Genomic DNA, 19,987 nt, shown 5'->3' with positions numbered 1-19,987 from the left:
GCGCTTTGACTGGAAGCAAGCAATGAACGAAATCAACCAGCGCCTGGAAGAGGTGTTGAAACTGGCGGCGACCGAGCCTGCGCACCGCCCGGAGTTCTTTACGTTACTGATGGAAGCCAGCGTCTGGGTGCCTGGCGAAAGCGTGGAGCAGGCCGATGCGGAGCTGCAGCACTGGGAAAAAGAGGACGGCACCAGCATTATTCCCTTTTTCACCTCAGAGCAGGCGCTACAGCAGGCCGTCACCGAAGAACAGCCTTTTCTGGTGATGCCGGTACGCACGCTGTTTGCCATGACCCAGGGCGAAACGCTGTTTCTGAATCCCAAACTGCCCGTCGGCAAAGAGTTTTCGCCGGGGGAAATCAGCAGCCTGTTGGGGAAAGAGGGCAACGCCCTGAGCCAGCAAACGGTGCTGGAAGGCGGCGCTTCGCTGCTGCTGTCGGAAATTGCCGAACCGCCTGCGCAAACCATCGCCTCGCTGACGGAGCTGTTTGCTAAACATAAGCAGGTGCGGCGCGCATGGGTAGCGCATATTAAAGAAGCGGCGGACGCGAAGCCTAATTTGCTAATTGGCATTGAAGCCGACGGTGATATCGAAAATATCATTCAGGCGGCGGGCAGCGTGGCGACCGATACGCTGTTAGAGGATGAGCCGGTAGATATTTGCGAAGTAGTGGATAATGACAATATCAGCCACTTCTTTACCGCGCATATCACGCCCTTTTATGAACGGCGGTGGGGCAGCTTCCTGCGCTCGCTTAAGCAGGACAGGATCCTGTAAACCGCCGGGCGACTTCTGCTTTGCTGATGGCGTTAAAACAGCGCGGCCAGTGTAAATAGCCGCGCTGAATATCGATCGCCATCGCCCGTCTTAATAAGGCTTTCCTTCCGGCCGCCGGGGCGACTGTTTATCGGGTAGCGATCGGCAAATCGTCGCGGCTACCCCATTCGCCCCAGGAGCCGTCATAGAGCGTGACGTTTTCCACGCCCAGCGACGTCAGCGCCAGGATCAGCACGACCGCCGTCACGCCGGAGCCGCAGCTGGCCACCACCGGCTCGTCGAGCTTCACGCCCTGACGCTGGAAAATGGCCGTCAGCGCCTCCGGCGACTTCAGCTGACCGTTTTCCACCAGTTCGTTCCACGGCACGTTCAGGCTGCCGGGAATATGACCGCGATGCAGGCCCGGACGCGGCTCGTCCACTTCACCGTAAAACCTGTTGGCGGCTCTGGCGTCGACAATCTGCGCGCCGCCTTCATGGCTGATGACCATCACGTCGGTGATCCGCTTCACCACGGCCGGATCGAAACTGGCCTCGAACTCCGCTTCCGGCAGCGCGACGTCGCCGGTAGCCACCTCGTAACCGGCTTCGCGCCAGCCGCTCAGTCCGCCAGCCAGAATGGAAACCGAGGCTACGCCGAACTGACGCAGCATCCACCAGGCGCGCGGCGCAGAGAAGAGATTACCCTCATCGTAAACCACTAAATGTTTTTCGCTGCTGACGCCCAGCTCGCGCATCGCCACGGCAAAAGCTTCCGCTCGCGGCAGCATATGCGGATAAGGGCTGGCAGGGTCGGAAAGCGCTTCGATATTGAAAAAAGGCGCGTCCGGGAGATGGCCCGCACGGTACTCCGCCTGAATATCGCGAACCTTCTCCTGGCCCGGCGGCAGCATACGCGCGTCCAGTACCTGAATATCATCATCGGCATAGTGTTCCGCCAGCCAGTCGGCGGTCACAAACAAAGAGCAAGTCATAGCGGCCTCGCAACAGGAATAGTTGCCCTGAGTGTCGGTTATCCTGACGGGCATCTCAAGATCTTCTCGGGTTTTCTCCACGCCGGGCGGCGAGCTGAAGCATTTTTGCGCGATTGCGCACTAAGGTTGCCAGTCTGTAGGCGCTTAAGCGACTTTTTTAACGATTTGTTGAATATCCGATAGGAATGCGGGCTTATGCCCCCTATAATCGGCGCCATTTTCCCGGCCGGGGAGCCTTTTCACCGGCCAAACTCGACATCAAACAGGGGTCACTATGACTATCGAACGTACTTTTTCTATCGTAAAACCAAACGCGGTGGCAAAAAACGTAATTGGTGCCATTTTTAACCGTTTTGAAAGCGCTGGCTTCAAAATCGTTGGCACCAAAATGCTGCACCTGACCAAAGAGCAGGCTGAAGGCTTCTACGCAGAACACCAGGGTCGTCCTTTCTTCGACGGCCTGGTTGAATTCATGACCTCTGGCCCGGTAGTGGTTTCCGTGCTGGAAGGCGAAAACGCCGTACAGCGTCACCGCGATCTGATGGGCGCAACTAACCCGGACAACGCGCTGGCTGGTACGCTGCGTGCCGACTACGCGGACAGCTTCACCGAGAACGCGACCCACGGTTCTGACTCTGCCGAGTCTGCCGCTCGCGAAATCGCCTTCTTCTTTGGCGAAGGCGAAGTGTGCCCACGCACTCGTTAATTATTGATTATTGATGGCAGGGGAATGCGGCGCGTTTACAATTTATTTTCATAACGCCCTTTAATCCGCAGACGCTCTGCCTGTACAATAATGCGCCCCTGCTCAGCGGGGGCGTTTCATTTATACTTCTTATTAACCTCCCCAGCGCCATAACGTGTAACAACGAGGCCAGAGAATATTATGTCTGAACAAATTGTCACCCCGTCATCTGCTATCACCACGCCAAAAAAAGAAAAAATCAACCTGCTCGATCTGAACCGTCAGCAAATGCGCGAATTTTTTGTTGGCCTGGGCGAAAAGCCGTTCCGTGCCGATCAGGTAATGAAGTGGATTTATCACTACTGCTGTGATGATTTCGATGAGATGACCGACATCAACAAGGTTTTCCGCGGCAAGCTGAAAGAGCTGGCCGAAATCCGCGCGCCGGAAGTGGCGGAAGAGCAGCGCTCGGCGGACGGCACCATCAAATGGGCGATCACGGTCGGTGGCCAGCAGGTGGAAACCGTTTATATTCCGGAGAAAGATCGCGCTACGCTGTGCGTCTCCTCGCAGGTCGGCTGCGCGCTGGAGTGTAAATTCTGCTCGACCGCGCAGCAGGGCTTCAACCGCAACCTGCGCGTATCCGAAATCATCGGCCAGGTCTGGCGCGCGGCTAAAATTATCGGCGCGTCGAAAGTGACCGGCCAGCGTCCTATCACCAACGTGGTGATGATGGGCATGGGCGAGCCGCTGCTCAACCTGAATAATGTTGTCCCGGCGATGGAAATCATGCTGGACGATTTCGGCTTCGGGCTGTCAAAACGCCGCGTGACGCTGTCCACCTCCGGGGTTGTTCCCGCGCTGGACAAGCTGGGCGATATGATCGACGTAGCGCTGGCGATTTCGCTACATGCGCCAAACGACGCTATCCGCGACGAAATCGTGCCGATCAACAAAAAATATAATATCGAAACCTTCCTGGCTTCCGTCGCGCGCTACATCTCCAAGTCCAACGCCAATCAGGGCCGCGTGACCATCGAGTATGTCATGCTGGATCACGTCAACGACAGCACCGATAACGCGCATGAGCTGGCCGCGCTGCTGAAAGAGACGCCGTGCAAGATTAACCTTATTCCGTGGAACCCCTTCCCGGGCGCGCCGTATGGCCGGAGTTCGAACAGTCGCATCGATCGCTTCTCTAAAGTGTTGATGGATTATGGTTTTACCACTATTGTGCGTAAGACCCGCGGCGATGATATTGATGCCGCCTGCGGCCAGCTTGCTGGTGAAGTCATCGACCGCACGCGCCGCACGATGCGTAAAAAAATGGCCGGCGAAGCGATTTCTGTGAAAGCGCTCTGAAAGCCAGGCTCGCGGCTTGTCCGCTGAGTAAAAGGGCGTAACATCGCTTCCGCTAAGGAGGCGATGATGAATAAGGGATTATCATTTTGGCTGGTCGCGCTGCTGCTTGCGGGCTGTAGCCTGACGACACCGCGCAGCGAGCTGGCCGGGACGCGACTACAATTAGGCCTGGCCTGGCTGGCGCAGGATCAGCTGGCCCCGGCGGAACGCAATTTACGACAGGCGCTGCAGCTGGCGCCTGACGACTATCGCTGCAGGCTTGCCATGGCGCGCTATTTTCAGCGCGTGGGCGACAACGCCGCGGCGCAGGAGCATTACCGAAAAGCCGTGGCGCTGGCAGGACAAAACCGTGACGTAATCAATAATTACGGTGCGTTTCTCTGTCTTTTAGGGCAGTATGATGCGGCCCAGCAGCAGTTCAGTAAGGCGATCCGAATACCGGGTCGCGCCGACGCCCTGGAGAATGCTGGCTATTGCTATCTGCGGGCAGGTGAAGCGCAGAAGGCCAAAGCGGCGTTGCTGGAAGCGACGCAAAACGATGCGGAAAAGGGCGCTGCGCTGCTGGCGGAAGCCGAAAGGCGATTTGGAAAGAACGAGCGCGATTCATCGCGGCTCCTGTTAGATGTTTATCAACACAACTTTGCCGCTTCGGCGCAGAGCTTGTGGTTAGAGATTCGCTTCGCCGCGCGGGCAGGGCATCCGGAGAGCATCCGGCTTGCCGGGGAACAGCTGGCGCGAAATTTTCCACAATCGATACAGTACCTGCATTTTTTAGCTAATGAATACTGAAGCCACTCAAGATAAATCAGCAGTAAATTCAACAGGCGAGCGCCTGCGCGTAGCCCGTGAGCAAATGGGCCTGTCTCAGCAGAACGTTGCGGAGCGCCTTTGCCTGAAACTTTCCACCGTCCGCGATATTGAAGAGGACAAGGCGCCTGCGGATCTGGCGTCTACCTTCCTGCGTGGCTATATCCGTTCTTACGCCCGGCTGGTGCACGTGCCGGAAGAAGAGCTGCTGCCGATGATGGCGAAACAGGCACCCGTACGGGCTGCCAAAGTCGAGCCGATGCAGAGTTTTTCCCTGGGCAAACGCCGCAAAAAACGCGACGGCTGGCTGATGATTTTTACCTGGCTGGTGCTGTTTGTGGTGGTAGGCCTGACCGGCGCATGGTGGTGGCAGAACCACAAGGCGGCGCAGGACGATCTGGTTTCAATGGCCGATCAGAATGTCAGCGCAGGCGGCGATAACAGCCAGTCCATTCCGCTGAACAACAGCGGCGCGGACGGCATGTCGCCAGCCGAAGAGGCGCCGACGGCGCCGGCCCAGAGCGCGCCTGCGGATACTGCGGCCGCGCCTGACGCTGCTGCCACTTCTTCCGCGGCCAATACTTCAGCCGCCGCGACCGGTTCAGCCGCCTCTGCAGCCAATACTTCAGCTGCCGCGACCGGTTCAGCTGCTTCTGCAGCCAATACTTCAGCCGCTGCTACTGGCTCAGCCGCGCCGGTTGCGGTTTCGCCTTCGCAGGTGCCGGCCGACAACGGCCAGATGCCGACGGCTTCTGCAGGCGTTAGCGCGCCAGCCGCCGAGGCCAATGCGCTGGTTATGAACTTCAGCAAAGAGTGCTGGCTGGAAGTTTCCGATGCGACAGGCAAGAAACTGTTCAGCGGGATCCAACGTAGTGGTGGTAAACTCAGCCTTTCCGGCACGGCGCCATATCGTCTTAAGATTGGCGCGCCGGGCGCCGTTCAGATCCAGTATCAGGGCCAGCCGGTCGATCTGAGTCGTTTTATCCGTAGCAACCAGGTTGCCCGCCTGACAGTCGGTGCGCAATAACGCATCTTCTGGTCGCGAGTAATTTCGGAGAAAGAATATGCATAACGAAGCACCCATTATCCGTCGCAAATCAAAGCGCATTTACGTCGGCCAGGTGCCAGTGGGCGACGGCGCGCCTATCGCCGTCCAGTCCATGACCAATACGCGAACCACCGATGTGGCCGCAACGGTTAACCAAATCAAAGCGCTTGAGCGCGTCGGCGTTGATATCGTTCGCGTCTCTGTTCCCACCATGGATGCCGCCGAAGCGTTCCGCCTTATCAAGCAGCAGGTTAACGTCCCGCTGGTTGCCGATATCCATTTTGACTACCGTATCGCGCTGAAAGTGGCTGAATACGGCGTTGACTGCCTGCGCATCAACCCCGGCAATATCGGCAACGAAGAGCGTATTCGGCAGGTCGTTGACTGCGCGCGTTACAATAATATCCCAATCCGTATCGGCGTTAACGCCGGATCGCTGGAAAAGGATCTGCAGGAAAAGTATGGCGAGCCGACGCCGCAGGCGCTGCTGGAATCCGCTATGCGCCATGTCGATCACCTCGATCGTCTTAACTTCGATCAGTTCAAGGTCAGCGTAAAAGCGTCGGACGTGTTCCTGGCGGTGGAGTCGTATCGCCTGCTGGCTAAGCAGATCGAGCAGCCGCTGCACCTGGGCATTACCGAGGCAGGCGGCGCGCGCGCCGGCGCGGTGAAATCCGCGATTGGCCTGGGCCTGCTGCTGTCGGAAGGCATTGGCGATACGCTGCGTATTTCGCTGGCGGCCGATCCAATCGAAGAGGTGAAAGTCGGTTTTGATATTCTGAAATCGCTGCGCATTCGCTCCAGAGGCATTAACTTTATCGCCTGTCCAACCTGCTCCCGTCAGGAGTTTGATGTGATCGGCACCGTTAACGCACTGGAGCAGCGGCTGGAAGATATCATTACGCCCATGGACGTTTCTATTATCGGCTGCGTGGTCAACGGGCCGGGCGAGGCGCTGGTTTCCACGCTGGGCGTCACCGGCAGCAACAAGAAAAGCGGGTTTTACGAGGACGGCGTGCGCCTGCGCGAGCGTCTGGATAACCACGATATGATTGACCAGCTGGAAGCGCGTATTCGTGCCAAAGCCGCGATGATGGACGAATCCCGTCGTATCGATGTGCAGCAGGTTGAAAAATAAATAATGGCGGGGCGGGCCGCAGCTTGCGCGTCCGCCCCCGAAAGGAAAGAAGAGAAAACAGTGGCGAAGAATATTCAGGCAATCCGCGGCATGAACGACTATCTGCCTGTGGATACCGCGGTGTGGCAGCGTATTGAACAAACCCTTAAGCAGGTGCTGGCCAGCTATGGCTACAGCGAAATCCGCACGCCGATTGTAGAGCAGACCCCGTTATTCAAACGCGCTATCGGTGAAGTCACCGACGTGGTTGAAAAAGAGATGTACACCTTCGACGATCGCAACGGCGAAAGCCTGACGCTGCGTCCTGAAGGCACGGCAAGCTGCGTGCGCGCCGGCATCGAGCACGGTCTGCTCTACAATCAGGAACAGCGCCTGTGGTATATCGGGCCGATGTTCCGCTACGAGCGTCCGCAGAAGGGCCGCTATCGTCAGTTCCATCAAATCGGTGCGGAAGTGTTTGGTCTTCAGGGGCCGGATATCGACGCCGAGCTGATTATGATGACCGCGCGCTGGTGGAAGTCGCTGGGCATTGCCGATCACGTCCGTCTGGAGTTGAACTCTATCGGTTCGCTGGAGGCGCGCGCCAGCTACCGCGATGCGCTGGTGGCTTTCCTGGAACAGCATAAAGAAGTGCTGGACGAGGATTGTAAACGCCGCATGTACAGCAATCCGCTGCGCGTGCTGGACAGCAAAAACCCGGACGTCCAGCAGCTGCTGAACGACGCGCCGGTGCTGGGCGACTATCTGGACGCCGACTCCCGCGAACACTTTGACGGTCTTTGCCAGCTGCTGGATGCCGCCGGTATCGCCTACACGGTGAACCAGCGGCTGGTGCGCGGCCTGGACTACTATAACCGTACCGTCTTTGAATGGGTGACCAGCAGCCTGGGCGCGCAGGGCACGGTGTGCGCTGGCGGCCGCTACGATGGGCTGGTCGAACAGCTGGGCGGTCGCGCCACGCCGGCCGTCGGTTTTGCGATGGGGCTGGAGCGTCTGGTGCTGCTGGTGCAGGCGGTGAATCCGGAATTTGAACCGACGCGCATTGTCGATGTCTATGTTATCGCTTCAGGGGCTGGCGTACAGTCTGCGGCGATGCAGCTGGCGGAAAAACTGCGCGATGCGGATCCGTCTCTGAAGCTGATGACCAATTTTGGCGGCGGCAACTTCAAGAAGCAGTTTGCCCGCGCGGACAAGTGGGGCGCACGCGTCGCGCTGGTGCTGGGCGAGGAAGAAGTGGCCAACAATCAGGTTGTCATCAAAGATTTGCGCAACGGCGAGCAGCAGAAGCTGGAGCAGCATGAGGCGGCAGCGACGCTGGCAGCAATGCTGAAGCAGACGGCCGCGATTTAAGGAGAGTTTGCGTGGAAGTGTATAGCAACGAAAACGAGCAGGTCGACGCGCTAAAAGGCTTTTTCGCGCAGAACGGCAAGGCGCTGGCTATCGGCGTGATTATCGGCATCGGCGCGCTGGCGGGCTGGCGCTACTGGAGCAGCCATCAGGACACCAGCAGCCGCGAAGTCTCGGCGACCTACCAGCAGGTTTCGGGCGCGCTGGACGCCAGCAAGCCGGAAACGCTGACGGCGGCGGCGAAATTCGCCGACAGCAACAGCAACACCTATGGCGCGCTGGCTTCGCTGGATGTGGCAAAACGCTATGTTGACAACAACGAGCTGGATAAAGCCGCCGCGCAGCTGCAAAGCGGCCTGAAGGCGACCAAAGACGCCAATCTGCAGGCGGTGTTGAACCTGCGCCTGGCGCGTATTCAGCTGCAGCAGAAGCAGCCGGATGCGGTACTGAAGACCCTGGATGCGATCAAGGGCGACGGCTGGACGGCTATCATTGCTGACGTACGCGGCGAAGCGCTGCTCAGCAAGGGCGACAGCAAGGGCGCTCGCGAAGCCTGGAGTAAAGGCATTGCTTCCAACGCCTCGCCGGCGCTGAAAGAGATGCTGCAGATGAAAATGAATAATTTGCCAGGTTAATAATTGCCGCAACGGGCTTAAGAGGGATTTCATGGAATTGCGTAAGATACTGCTACCGGCACTGATTTCAGTCACGCTGCTCAGCGGATGTTCATGGTTCAGCGGTGAAGAAGACGTGGTCAAAATGTCGCCGCTGCCGAAAGTGGAAAATCAGTTTACCCCGGAAGAGGTCTGGAGCACGTCGGTAGGCGATGGCGTGGGCGATTACTACTCCAACCTGCATCCGGCCTGGTCTGAGAACACCGTTTACGCCGCCGATCGCTTCGGCGTGGTAAAAGCGCTGAACGCGGGCGACGGCAAAGAACAGTGGAAGGTCGATCTGTCGACCAAAACGGGCTTCTTCTCTAAGAACCTGCCCGCGCTGCTTTCCGGCGGCCTCTCTTACGACGGCGGTCACGTCTATGTCGGCAGCGAGCGCGGCCAGGTTTATGCGCTGAACAGCAGCGATGGTTCCATCGCCTGGCAGACCAAAGCGGCTGGCGAAGTGCTGTCGCGCCCGGTTGCCAGCGACGGTCTGGTGCTGGTGCATACCAGCAACGGCATGCTGCAGGGCCTGGATCAGAGCAGCGGCGTCGTAAAGTGGACGGTTAACCTTGACGTGCCGGCGCTGTCGCTGCGCGGTGAGTCCGCGCCTGCTACCGCCTTCGGTGCGGCTATCGTCGGCGGCGACAACGGTCGCGTCAGCGCGGTGATGATGAACCAGGGCCAGATTATCTGGCAGCAGCGTATCTCCCAGCCGGGCGGCGCGACGGAAATCGATCGTCTTGCCGATGTGGATACCACGCCGGTCGTCGTTGACGGCGTGGTTTACGCGCTGGCCTATAACGGCAGCCTGGCGGCGCTGGATCTGCGCTCAGGACAGGTGATGTGGAAACGCGAAATCGGCTCCGTAAACGATATGATCGTGGACGCGGGACGCATCTACCTGGTTGACCAGGACGATCGCGTAGTGGCCTTGAGCACCGATGGCGGCGTAACCCTGTGGCGTCAGAGCGATCTGCTGCACCGCAACCTGACCGCGCCGGTGCTTTATAATGGCTATCTGGTCGTAGGCGATAGCGAAGGCTACCTGCACTGGGTGAATACCACCGACGGCCGTTTTGTTGCGCAGCAGAAAGTGGACGGCTCTGGCTTCCAGACCTCGCCGGTGGTCGCCAGCGACAAGCTGCTGATCCAGGCGAAAGGCGGCGAAGTCTACGCTTTCACGCGCTAATACGCTGCCTGCACGTCGAAACGGCTCCTGATTGTTCAGGGGCCGTTTCGTTTTTTTACAGGCGTGGTATCCTCTACGCCTTCAGCCTGCGTGTGCGCCAGTAATCAAGTTGCAAGCGGTCAGGCGTTTAATTTTAGTAATGAGGCTTCAATATGGTACCTGTGGTCGCGCTGGTCGGGCGTCCCAATGTGGGAAAATCTACACTTTTTAACCGTCTTACGCGCACGCGAGATGCGCTGGTAGCGGATTTTCCTGGGCTAACCCGTGACCGTAAGTATGGTCGCGCCGAGGTCGAAGGGCGTGAGTTTATCTGCATTGATACCGGCGGTATCGATGGCAATGAAGAGGGCGTGGAAACCCGTATGGCCGAACAGTCGCTGCTGGCGATCGAAGAGGCCGACGTGGTGCTGTTTATGGTTGATGCGCGTGCGGGCCTGATGCCTGCCGATCAGGCCATTGCCCAACATTTGCGCTCACGCCAGAAACCCACTTTTCTGGTAGCCAACAAAACCGACGGCATGGATCCGGATTCCGCCGTGGTCGATTTCTATTCGCTGGGGCTGGGTGAAATCCATGCTATCGCCGCTTCGCACGGTCGTGGCGTTACCGGCCTGCTGGAAATGGTGCTGCTGCCGTGGATGGATGAGGTTGCGCCGCAGGCGGAGCTGACGGAAGAAGAAGAGAACGAAGCCTACTGGGCGGAGCTGGCGGCGAAAGAGAGCGGCGCAGAGCAGGAAGAAGAGGAAGACGACTTCAACCCGCTGGATCTGCCGATCAAGCTGGCTATCGTCGGTCGGCCTAACGTGGGTAAATCCACGCTGACTAACCGTATCCTCGGTGAGGATCGCGTTGTGGTTTACGATATGCCGGGCACCACGCGCGACAGCATCTATATCCCTATGGAACGCGACGGCCGCGAATATATCCTGATCGACACGGCAGGCGTGCGCAAGCGCGGCAAAATTACCGAAACGGTCGAGAAGTTCTCGGTGATCAAAACGCTACAGGCGATCGAAGACGCTAACGTGGTGATGCTGGTGATCGATGCCCACGAAGGGATTTCCGATCAGGATCTGTCGCTGCTCGGCTTTATCCTCAACAGCGGTCGCTCGCTGGTGATTGTGGTGAACAAATGGGACGGCCTGTCGCAGGAAGTGCGCGAAGAAGTTAAAGAAACCCTCGACTTCCGTCTTGGCTTTATCGATTTTGCCCGCGTGCACTTTATCTCCGCGCTGCACGGCAGCGGCGTAGGCAACCTGTTCGAATCGGTTACCGAAGCTTACGACTGCTCAACCCGTCGCGTGAATACCTCAATGCTGACCCGCATTATGAATATGGCAGCCGACGATCATCAGCCGCCGCTGGTGCGCGGTCGCCGCGTGAAGCTGAAGTATGCGCATGCCGGCGGCTACAACCCGCCGATTGTGGTGATCCACGGCAACCAGGTGAAAGATCTGCCGGATTCCTACAAGCGCTATCTGATGAACTACTTCCGCCGCTCGCTGGAAGTGATGGGTACGCCTATTCGCATCCAGTTTAAAGAAGGGGATAACCCTTTTGCCGGTAAACGCAACCTGCTGACGCCTAACCAGCAGCGCAAGCGCAAACGCCTGCTGAGCCATCTGAAAAAGAACAAACGCTGATTTGCGGGCGATGCCTTATCGCCCTGACAACGGTGTTTTCCGGGCCCGGCATTCTGTCGGGCTCGCTTTTTTGGGGTCGGAATTGATGTCGGCGAGCGGCTTTTCTCTTTGCGGGCCGCCAGCCGGTTACCTCTTTTCTTATTGCCCGACAAAGGCTGCTTCTTAAATGCGGCGGTGCAACTTTGTTTTATACTTATCAAATAAAACAGGAGAAAACGATGAGTGAACACTGCCCGATTTGCCAGCATCCCCTTGTCATCCAGGATGAACGGCTGTACTGCGCCAGCTGCCAGCGTGATTTTGCCGCCAAAGCTATCTGCCCTGATTGCGATCGGCCGCTACAGCTCCTCAAGGCCTGTGGCGCTACCGACTATTTTTGCCCTAACGGCGACGGCTTAATATCCAGAAAGCGGGTTGTCTTCAGGCCGCTGATTGAATCGCTGTAAGCGTATTAAAATAATGCTTCGCTCTGAATGCAGGTTGCTGCTAAGTGGCGAGGCCATTTTCATCAACTCTGCTTTTATTTCCCCGCCCTGAATCCGCTTTAACCCTTTCTTTTTTCGTACCGCCGCGTGCTGCTTATTAAGCTGGCGTGAACTATTATCCCGCGAAATTGTTTAGTAAAAGTTAAAATAACGTACCAATAAATGTGCTTAATACGCACGAGTGTGAAGTTTGTTAATTTTGTGTGTAGTTATTTATGAACCGCGTGGTACAATTTTGCCGTTAGCGGTCGGCAGGCCGCCAACGCAGGACGGGGTCAACCCGTATCGCCTTGTTAAGCGTCTATAGCATAATGTTGAGCTGCTTTACGCCGCGCCCGTTTAAAATGGGTGCAGAAGCAGCCTGAGATTACGCTAAACGCTGTTTTCCAGGAGTGTTTTTCCATGTCTCAAACAAATGCCCGGTCGTCGAAATGGCTGGGTCTGTGGTGCGTTCTGCTGGGCCTGATCTTGCTGGCAACCGGCCTGTTCTTCGTGGTTGGTGGCGGAAAACTGCTGTCGCTGGGCGGCAGCTGGTATTTCATGATCGCCGGTATTTTGACCGTGATTGCCGCTATCCAGTTTTTCCGCCGCAAATCTTCCGCCGTTGCGGTTTACGCGCTGGTCTTTATCGGCACGGTAATCTGGGCGCTGCTGGAGGTCGGTCTGGATTTCTGGCCGCTGGTTTCGCGCCTGATGACCATCGCCGGGCTGATGCTGCTGGCCTTGATTACGCTGCCCGCGCTGCGCAGGCACGAAGGGAAATCTGCTGCGGCTAAGCCTGCTTATATTTCTGCTGCCGTGCTGGTTGTAGGCCTGGTGGCGACCTTTGTACAGATGTTCCAGCCACACGCGCCGGTTGCCGACGGCAGCGAACTGCCGCTGGTGCCGGTAAATAAAGCGACCGAACAGAAAAACTGGGACAACTACGGCAATACGCCGGGCGGCAGCCGCTTTGTGGCGCTGGACCAGATCACGCGCGACAACGTGAAAGACCTGAAGGTAGCCTGGACTTTCCGCACCGGCGATATTCCTGACAGCCCAACCGGCAACGGCGCGGAAGATCAGCAAACGCCTTTGCAGATTGGCGATGTGCTCTACCTTTGCACGCCGCACAACAACGTGATCGCGGTCAACGCCGACACGGGGAAAAAGATGTGGGAACACGTGGTGAATGCGCAGGCAGAGGTCTGGAACCGCTGTCGCGGCCTGGCTTACTTTGACGCCACTCAGCCACTGAAACAGCCTTCAGTGCCTGGCTCTACGCCGGTGCCGCAGGCCGTGCTGCCTGCGGGCGACAGCTGCCAGCGTCGTCTGCTGATGAATACCATCGATGCGCGCCTGATGGCTATCAACGCCGACAATGGCGAACTGTGCCAGAACTTTGGCGACCACGGTGTGGTTGACCTGAAAGCGGGCCTGGGCGAAGCGCAGGATCCAAAATATCAGCTGACCTCTGCGCCAACGCTTGCGGGCACCACCGTTGTGGTCGGCGGCCGCGTTGCGGATAACGTCCAGACCGATATGCCTGGCGGCGTGATCCGTGGCTTTGACGTGATTACCGGCCAGATGCGCTGGGCCTTTGATACGGGCAATGACGATCCGAATGCAAAATTGCAGCCGGGCCAGAGCTATGCCCGCAGCACGCCTAATTCCTGGGCGCCGATGTCCTACGATCCCGCGATGAATACCGTGTTTATGCCAATGGGCAGTTCGTCGGTCGATCTGTATGGCGCAACGCGTACCGCGCTGAACCATAAATATGGCGCTTCCATTCTGGCGGTCGATGCGACTACCGGCAAAGAGAAGTGGGTTTACCAGACCGTGCACAACGATCTGTGGGACTTTGACCTGCCGATGCAGCCAAGCCTGATCGACTTCCCGATGAAGGATGGCACCAGCAAACCGGCCGTAGTGATTGGCACCAAAGCGGGCCAGATCTACGTGCTGGATCGTCTGACCGGCAAGCCGCTGACCGAAGTGAAAGAAGTACCGGTTAAAAAAGGCAATATCCCGAACGAGCAGTATACGCCAACTCAGCCTAAGTCTGTCGGCATGCCGCAGATTGGCGCGGAAACGCTGAAAGAGTCTGATATGTGGGGCGCTACGCCGTTCGATCAGCTTGCCTGCCGCGTGGCCTTTAAATCCATGCGCTACGATGGCCTGTACACCGTGCCGGGCACCGACAAAGCCCTGAGCTTCCCTGGCTCGCTGGGCGGCATGAACTGGGGCAGCCTGTCTACCGATCCGAACAATCACTACATCTTCGTCAACGACATGCGTCTTGGCCTGTGGGTGCAGATGATCCCGGCCAATACCGGCGCTACCGCTCGCGGCAGCAACGGCGGGGAAGCGATCAACACCGGCATGGGTGCGGTGCCGCTGAAAGGCACGCCTTATGCGGTAAACAAAAACCGCTTTATGTCGCCGCTGGGCATTCCTTGCCAGAAACCGCCGTTCGGTACGCTCTCTGCTATCGATCTGAAAACGCAGAAGCTGGTATGGCAGGTTCCGGTTGGTACGGTGCAGGATACCGGCCCGTTCGGCATCAAAATGCACGCGCAGATGCCGGTAGGGATGCCGACGCTGGGCGGCACGCTGGCTACGCAGGGCGGCCTGGTGTTTATCGCGGGCACGCAGGATTACTATCTGCGCGCGTTTGACACGGCTACCGGTAAAGAGGTGTGGAAAGCACGTCTGCCGGTTGGCAGTCAGGGCGGCCCCATTAGCTACAAGTCGCCGAAAACAGGCAAGCAGTACATCCTGATTTCAGCCGGCGGCGCGCGTCAGTCCCCGGATCGCGGCGACTACGTAATTGCTTACGCGCTGGATAAATAAGCGCGATAATAAAAAGCCCCGCCAGCAACGGCGGGGCTTTTTTCTGGCTACTGGCCATCGTGCCAGAGCTGCACCAGCTCGGGCGGCGCCAGATCCTCAGGAATTAGGATCACCAGATTGCCGACCTGCTGCCGCGTGGCATAGCTGATTTCGATACGGTAATAGCGCTGATCGCCTCTTCCGGCGCGGCTTTGCTCTCCCGGCGGTTCTCCCAGCCGCAGCGCGTGGCGCAATACGCTGCACACATGTTCCCGCTGCGGAGGATCCAGTTGGGCCAGCGCGATGCGTCTTGGGCTGGACAGTTTAGGGATAAAAGCAAAACCGCCTTCGCGCGCCACGTCGATGATCGCGTCGTCGCTCAGTTCCGGAAGTGAATTCATAACACGCCAACCTCCTTCCAGGCATTTTCAATGGCCTGACCTACCGATTTATTAAAACGTTTCTGACCGTGATTAACAGTATACTGCGCGAAAGTTTTAAAGTCGGCATTCTGCGGCAGCGTTTTATCGCATACCGTATCGTACCAGGCGTAGCCGGCCAGCTCCCAGGCGTAGCCGCCGAGCGTCTTCGCGGCCAGATAGAAAGCGCGATTGGGAATGCCGGAGTTCAGATGCACGCCACCGTTGTCTTCGCGCGTCTGGATATAGCCTTTCATATCCGCAGGCTGAGGATCTTTGCCCAGCAGCGGATCGTCGTAGGCCGTTCCCGGCGCCGACATAGAGCGTAGTCCTTTGCCGTTAATGCCTTCGGCCAGCAGCCCTTCGCCGATTAGCCAGTCCGCCTGATCGGCCGTCTGCTTGCGGCTGAACTGCTTAACCAGCGAGCCAAACACGTCCGACAGCGATTCATTCAGCGCGCCCGCCTGCTCAAAATAGATCAGGCCGGCTTCGGTTTCCGTTACGCCGTGCGCCAGCTCGTGGCCGACCACATCCAGCGCGATGGTAAAACGATTGAAGATTTCGCCGTCGCCGTCGCCGAACACCATTTGCTGACCGTTCCAGAAGGCGTTCTGATAGTCTTTGCCATAGTGCACGGTGCCTTTCAGCGTCAGCCCCTGATTATCCAGGGAATTACGCTTATAGGCCTGCCAGAAAAAGTCGTAGGTGACGCCAAGATAGTCGTAAGCCTCATTGGCGGCAACGTCGTTATTGCCTGACTGGCCTTCGCTGCGCACCAGCGTGCCGGGAAGATTTTGGGTCTGCTCTGAATCATAGATTTCCCGCTGGACCTGGCCCGGCGCGGCGGTTTTTGCCCCGTCCGGTTTGACCCAGGTTTCCGCCATCAGCGTCTGCACGTGCGCCAGAGTCTGGCGCGCGCAGCTCTGCTGCAGGCCGGAGCCGTTATCAATGATTTTGCTCAGCATATAGGGAGGGATGACGCCGTAATGCATACCATGCTCCTTGGTCCATCGTAAATGTCCAAAAAGTATAGTGGCTGCTTTGCGTACGCGCATAAACGGGCCTGCGGCATAGTCGCACTATGTCTGCAGGAGCCGCCACAGCCTGGGTTCTCGTCAAAGTAATGCAGGACGTCAGAGCGATAAGGCAGCCAGAAATCCCAATTTGGACAGGCTATTTTATGCAAAACCAGTCTTTTTTCTTAAAAAATAGAGTTAGTGCCGGAACTGGTTTTCCTGATGTGGCCAGGGCCATTACTATCGGGATCGGATAATTATCGAACAAGGACATGTTATGGAAAACGGTTTAACTATTGCGATGACGCCGGTACAGCTTGCGGCTGTAATGGCAGATGAAACCGCTACAGGGGATGCAATCAGCAACCGCATATGGGGCGGAGTAGGATTTCTGGGGAGCGTACTCGAACTTGCCAGCGCGACTGCTCTGTGTCTGGTGCCCGAGCCTACAGGTTTGACCAAGGCGGGTTGTATTATTGTGGGCGCTCACAGCCTGGACGGGATCGGTTCATCGGCTTATCAGGTATACACTGGCAAAAAGACAGCATCAGTGACCGCTCGTGCCACAGCGGGTATTGCCAGAGAGCTCGGCGCTTCAAACTTATCTTGTCTTCAGCTATGACGTTAAATCCAGGATAGGAGTTGTGGTTAAATATGATGCAACCCAGGCGGCAAGTGCGACCAGGATCGAGGTTGTTATGAAGAAAAAGCAATATAACAACAAGCCTTATTACATCGCCACAGCTTATCCGGTACTTTGAAATATGAAAAACTTCACCCCTGTCAGCAATTTCTTCGTCGTCTTTTTCGGCCAGGACAGCGATGAATATGGCGACAGTTATCCAGAGATTGTTGACGCTGCTTTCAAAATTTATCTCGAAGACGGCCCGCATTATCTTGATAATTTAATTCGTAATATCGATGATTTTCGGCGTACTTATCCAGATAATGAAACGGCCGCAGTAGCGCTGAATGAATTAACGCGAGGTTCCGCAGGTGACACAAGGGAATATACTCCGACGCTTATTGGTTTTCTTGATTGGTTATCAGCCTACCTCAAAAAAAAGCGGGATGGCATCTGATTTTTTGAACATCCGATTTTTTTGGATCTTATTTAATCCAGACTGGGGAGACATATACCCTTAAATCGTAGATACGTATCTTGAGTATCAGGATATGATTGAAGAATTTATTAAGCAAGTTGACGCGTTTTTAAAACGATTATCCAGATAATAAATCAGCAATCTCCGCCCTTCAGCTGCGCCGCCATCAGCATCTGCACGTGCGCCAGAGTCTGACGCGCGCAACTCTGCCGCAGGCCGGAGCCGTTATCAATGATTTTGCGCAGAATATAGGGAGAGATGACGCCATAATGCATACCATGCTCCCTGGTCCATCGTAAATGTCCTTTGCGTACCCGCATAAACAAGCCTGCGGCGCGTCCCGCATTTTTAAAACAGCGATTTTCTTTTGGTTTCTTCAGAGGGTAGATTTGTTTACGGCAACGCTGAATGGCGAAAAGGACGCTTGATATGTGGTCTTGTTGTGTCCACAATATCAGTCGGAGCTACCCCGACCATTTAGCCTTGACCGAAGGAGTAAATATGAACGCAGATGCACTGGTAAAGGCTCGTATCCCGCAAGATATCAAGGAACGAGCCGTCGCTGCCCTTAACAAAATGGGCCTCAGCACATCGGATGTAATCCGCATGGTAATGATCCGCGTGGCGGACGAAGGCCGTCTTCCTTTTGAGGTAAAAACCCCAAATGTGGCTACCCAGGCTGCTATGGAAGAGCTGGATAATGGCCACGGAGAACGCTTTGAATCCGCTGACGCTCTGTTTAAGGACACAGGGATCTGATGTTAAAACCGGTACTGGCGAGTGCCTTCAAAGGAGATATAAAAAGACAGCAGCGACGCGGCAAAGATATGACCCGACTGAAAATATTAATCACGTTGTTGGCCGAGGGGAGAAAGATCCCCTCTGAATATGAAGATCATCCTTTGCAGGGTACCTGGCGAGGCTACCGCGATGCGCATATTGAAGGCGACTGGATCTTGATTTACAAAGTCGTAGGTAACGATCTCAAACTCGCAAGAACCGGTACGCATCAGGATATCTTCAGCAGCGCCTGAGGTGAGAAACCCGAAGGCGGCGAAGCGATATGTCTGCCAAAAGCCTCACGCCTTTTTAGCGCGGGCTTTTTTAACGAGCGTGACCGCCGTGACCTCGCTCTCTATCCAGCCGTCGCTCAGCCGGGTTTTCAGCCTGTCGCCCGCCTTCAGCTGCGCGGCTTTTTTAATGGCCAGGCCGTCGGCTGCCGTAGTGACGCTGAAACCGCGCGCCAGCGTCGCCAGCGGGCTGACGCCTTCCAGCTGGGCCGCCAGCGTGGCGAACTGCTGTTTGCCGCCGTTGAGCTGCGCCTGCATCGCCTGCTGTAAACGATAGCGCCACTGCTGAAGCTGCTGCTGCGCGCGATAAAGTCGGTTCTGCGGCTGCGTGGCGGCAAGCCGCTGCGTAGCCTGTTCCTGCTGACGAGCGGCCTGGCGCAGCCGCAGCTGCATGGTGTCATCCAGCCTGCGGTGGAGCCGCATCAGCGTCGTCTGCTGGCGCGCCAGCCGCAGCTGGGGATGCTGCTGCTGTAAACGGTGGTGCAGGCGGGTAAAGGTGCGGTTCTGCTGCGCAAGATAGTAGTCCATCGCCATCTCCAGCCTTGTCTGCTGCGACTGAAGCTGGCGCAGCAGCTCAATCTGATTGCGGCTGACCAGCTCCGCTGCCGCAGAAGGCGTTGGCGCGCGCAGATCCGCCACAAAGTCAGCGATAGTCACGTCGGTTTCGTGCCCTACGGCGCTGACGATAGCGATGCGGCTGGCGAAAATTGCCCGTGCTACGCGCTCGTCGTTGAAGCTCCACAGATCCTCCAGCGAGCCGCCGCCGCGTCCGACGATCAGCACGTCGCACTCTGCGCGCTGGTTGGCCAGCTCAATCGCCCGCACGATACTGGCTGGCGCATCGGCACCTTGAACCGGCGTGGGATAAATCACCACCGGCAGGGAAGGGTCGCGGCGGTGTAAAACCCGCAGCACATCGTGCAGCGCCGCGCCGGTGGCAGAGGTGATCACGCCTACCTGGCGTGCAGGATCGGGCAGCGGCTGCTTATGGCTCTGTTCAAACAGGCCTTCGCTCGCCAGCTTTTGCTTCAGCTGTTCAAACTGCTGCTGAAGCAGGCCGTCGCCGGCAGGCTGCATACTTTCAGCAATCAGCTGATAGTCGCCGCGCGGTTCATAAAGCGTGATGGTGGCCCTGACCAGCACCTGCTGGCCATTTTGCGGACGAAAGGTTACGCGGCGGTTGCTGTTGCGGAACATCGCGCAGCGTACCTGTGCGCCGTCGTCCTTCAGCGTAAAATACCAGTGGCCGGAAGAGGGCTGGGAAAAGTTAGAGATCTCGGCGCTCAGCCAGACCTGGCCCATCTCCATTTCCAGCAGCTTGCGCACCGTGGTATTCAGGCGGCTGACGGTAAAAATATTGGCGGTTGGCGGTAGCGACATGTGATAGAGATCAAACTTTAAATCAGAGGGTTAATTAACCGATACTACATGCCTGACGGGAGGGATCAAGA

General features: G+C 57.1%; 21 protein-coding genes and 1 pseudogene. 17 read left to right on the top strand and 5 right to left on the bottom strand.

Going from position 1 to position 19,987, the window contains the following annotated elements:
- Window positions 1-22: 22 nt before the first annotated feature.
- Window positions 23-778: an enhanced serine sensitivity protein SseB gene (gene sseB, locus QCD69_RS11160; protein ID WP_253459304.1), complete on the top strand. Its 756-nt coding sequence runs from the start codon at window positions 23-25 to the stop codon at window positions 776-778.
- A 127-nt stretch (window positions 779-905) separates the two neighbouring features.
- On the opposite strand, the gene sseA is transcribed toward sseB, so the two are convergent.
- Entirely contained in the window at window positions 906-1,751 is an 846-nt protein-coding gene (gene sseA, locus QCD69_RS11155) for a 3-mercaptopyruvate sulfurtransferase (protein WP_253459307.1), read from the bottom strand.
- A 274-nt stretch (window positions 1,752-2,025) separates the two neighbouring features.
- Here sseA and ndk point away from each other — a divergent pair, with 274 nt between their 5' ends.
- The 11 genes from ndk (at window position 2,026) to QCD69_RS11100 (ending at window position 14,949) form a co-directional block, all read left to right on the top strand.
- On the top strand, window positions 2,026-2,457 hold the full coding sequence (ndk, locus tag QCD69_RS11150) for a nucleoside-diphosphate kinase (protein WP_125289523.1): 432 nt from the start codon (window positions 2,026-2,028) through the stop codon (window positions 2,455-2,457).
- Between the two features lie 180 nt (window positions 2,458-2,637).
- Window positions 2,638-3,798, top strand: a complete 1,161-nt coding sequence (locus tag QCD69_RS11145; protein ID WP_253459309.1) for a bifunctional tRNA (adenosine(37)-C2)-methyltransferase TrmG/ribosomal RNA large subunit methyltransferase RlmN — start codon at window positions 2,638-2,640, stop codon at window positions 3,796-3,798.
- Between the two features lie 66 nt (window positions 3,799-3,864).
- Complete coding sequence (gene pilW / locus QCD69_RS11140; RefSeq protein ID WP_301252041.1) at window positions 3,865-4,587, top strand: type IV pilus biogenesis/stability protein PilW; 723 nt, start codon at window positions 3,865-3,867, stop codon at window positions 4,585-4,587.
- On the top strand, window positions 4,577-5,632 hold the full coding sequence (rodZ, locus tag QCD69_RS11135) for a cytoskeleton protein RodZ (protein ID WP_301252039.1): 1,056 nt from the start codon (window positions 4,577-4,579) through the stop codon (window positions 5,630-5,632). Before pilW ends, rodZ begins: the two co-directional genes overlap by 11 nt.
- Window positions 5,633-5,669: 37 nt before the next feature.
- A complete protein-coding gene (gene ispG / locus QCD69_RS11130) occupies window positions 5,670-6,791 on the top strand; it encodes a flavodoxin-dependent (E)-4-hydroxy-3-methylbut-2-enyl-diphosphate synthase (protein ID WP_125289527.1) in 1,122 nt (373 codons plus the stop codon).
- A 60-nt stretch (window positions 6,792-6,851) separates the two neighbouring features.
- Window positions 6,852-8,141, top strand: coding sequence for a histidine--tRNA ligase (hisS, locus tag QCD69_RS11125; protein WP_253459318.1), 1,290 nt, complete (start codon window positions 6,852-6,854; stop codon window positions 8,139-8,141).
- Window positions 8,142-8,152: 11 nt separating this feature from the next.
- Window positions 8,153-8,773 carry a YfgM family protein gene (locus QCD69_RS11120; RefSeq protein WP_253459321.1) on the top strand — a complete coding sequence of 207 codons (621 nt, stop codon included), beginning with the start codon at window positions 8,153-8,155 and terminating at the stop codon, window positions 8,771-8,773.
- Window positions 8,774-8,804: 31 nt separating this feature from the next.
- Complete coding sequence (bamB, locus tag QCD69_RS11115) at window positions 8,805-9,986, top strand: outer membrane protein assembly factor BamB (RefSeq protein WP_253459324.1); 1,182 nt, start codon at window positions 8,805-8,807, stop codon at window positions 9,984-9,986.
- A 152-nt stretch (window positions 9,987-10,138) separates the two neighbouring features.
- Window positions 10,139-11,629: a ribosome biogenesis GTPase Der gene (der, locus tag QCD69_RS11110; RefSeq protein ID WP_301252036.1), complete on the top strand. Its 1,491-nt coding sequence runs from the start codon at window positions 10,139-10,141 to the stop codon at window positions 11,627-11,629.
- Window positions 11,630-11,847: 218 nt separating this feature from the next.
- Window positions 11,848-12,075: a zinc ribbon domain-containing protein gene (locus tag QCD69_RS11105; RefSeq protein ID WP_253459330.1), complete on the top strand. Its 228-nt coding sequence runs from the start codon at window positions 11,848-11,850 to the stop codon at window positions 12,073-12,075.
- Between the two features lie 441 nt (window positions 12,076-12,516).
- On the top strand, window positions 12,517-14,949 hold the full coding sequence (locus QCD69_RS11100; RefSeq protein WP_253459333.1) for a glucose/quinate/shikimate family membrane-bound PQQ-dependent dehydrogenase: 2,433 nt from the start codon (window positions 12,517-12,519) through the stop codon (window positions 14,947-14,949).
- 47 nt (window positions 14,950-14,996) lie between these two features.
- On the opposite strand, the gene QCD69_RS11095 is transcribed toward QCD69_RS11100, so the two are convergent.
- Window positions 14,997-15,329 (bottom strand): protealysin inhibitor emfourin, encoded by a 333-nt coding sequence (locus tag QCD69_RS11095; protein ID WP_301252034.1) that lies wholly within the window; start codon window positions 15,327-15,329, stop codon window positions 14,997-14,999.
- Window positions 15,326-16,339, bottom strand: a complete 1,014-nt coding sequence (locus QCD69_RS11090) for a M4 family metallopeptidase (RefSeq protein WP_253459339.1) — start codon at window positions 16,337-16,339, stop codon at window positions 15,326-15,328. Before QCD69_RS11090 ends, QCD69_RS11095 begins: the two co-directional genes overlap by 4 nt.
- 301 nt (window positions 16,340-16,640) lie before the next feature.
- Here QCD69_RS11090 and QCD69_RS11085 point away from each other — a divergent pair, with 301 nt between their 5' ends.
- Genes QCD69_RS11085 through QCD69_RS11075 form a run of 3 tightly spaced genes read left to right on the top strand, consistent with a single transcriptional unit; the run spans window position 16,641 to window position 17,445 of the window.
- A complete protein-coding gene (locus QCD69_RS11085; RefSeq protein ID WP_301252033.1) occupies window positions 16,641-16,985 on the top strand; it encodes a hypothetical protein in 345 nt (114 codons plus the stop codon).
- Window positions 16,986-17,007: 22 nt separating this feature from the next.
- Window positions 17,008-17,124: an RNase A-like domain-containing protein gene (locus QCD69_RS11080; RefSeq protein WP_301252031.1), complete on the top strand. Its 117-nt coding sequence runs from the start codon at window positions 17,008-17,010 to the stop codon at window positions 17,122-17,124.
- 3 nt (window positions 17,125-17,127) lie between these two features.
- Entirely contained in the window at window positions 17,128-17,445 is a 318-nt protein-coding gene (locus tag QCD69_RS11075; protein WP_301252029.1) for a contact-dependent growth inhibition system immunity protein, read from the top strand.
- A gap of 185 nt (window positions 17,446-17,630) precedes the next feature.
- Here the strand turns inward: QCD69_RS11075 and QCD69_RS11070 are convergent.
- A pseudogene (locus tag QCD69_RS11070) lies at window positions 17,631-17,741 on the bottom strand (protealysin propeptide domain-containing protein); the annotation flags it as partial.
- Between the two features lie 226 nt (window positions 17,742-17,967).
- Between QCD69_RS11070 and QCD69_RS11065 the strand changes: the two are divergent.
- The gene (locus QCD69_RS11065; RefSeq protein WP_253459348.1) at window positions 17,968-18,225 is read left to right on the top strand and encodes a type II toxin-antitoxin system RelB/DinJ family antitoxin; all 258 of its coding nucleotides are present in this window, start codon (window positions 17,968-17,970) and stop codon (window positions 18,223-18,225) included.
- Window positions 18,225-18,500, top strand: coding sequence for a type II toxin-antitoxin system YafQ family toxin (locus QCD69_RS11060; RefSeq protein ID WP_253459350.1), 276 nt, complete (start codon window positions 18,225-18,227; stop codon window positions 18,498-18,500). The genes QCD69_RS11065 and QCD69_RS11060 overlap by 1 nt, the downstream gene beginning before the upstream one ends.
- 45 nt (window positions 18,501-18,545) lie before the next feature.
- Here QCD69_RS11060 and xseA read toward each other — a convergent pair whose 3' ends face one another.
- On the bottom strand, window positions 18,546-19,916 hold the full coding sequence (xseA, locus tag QCD69_RS11055; protein WP_301252027.1) for an exodeoxyribonuclease VII large subunit: 1,371 nt from the start codon (window positions 19,914-19,916) through the stop codon (window positions 18,546-18,548).
- Window positions 19,917-19,987 lie beyond the last annotated feature (71 nt).

The organism is Erwinia sp. PsM31, assembly GCF_030433775.1.
GTDB lineage: Bacteria > Pseudomonadota > Gammaproteobacteria > Enterobacterales > Enterobacteriaceae > Erwinia > Erwinia aeris.
The sequence above is the reverse complement of the archived record's forward strand: the minus strand, read 5'-3'. Positions and strand labels throughout refer to the sequence as shown.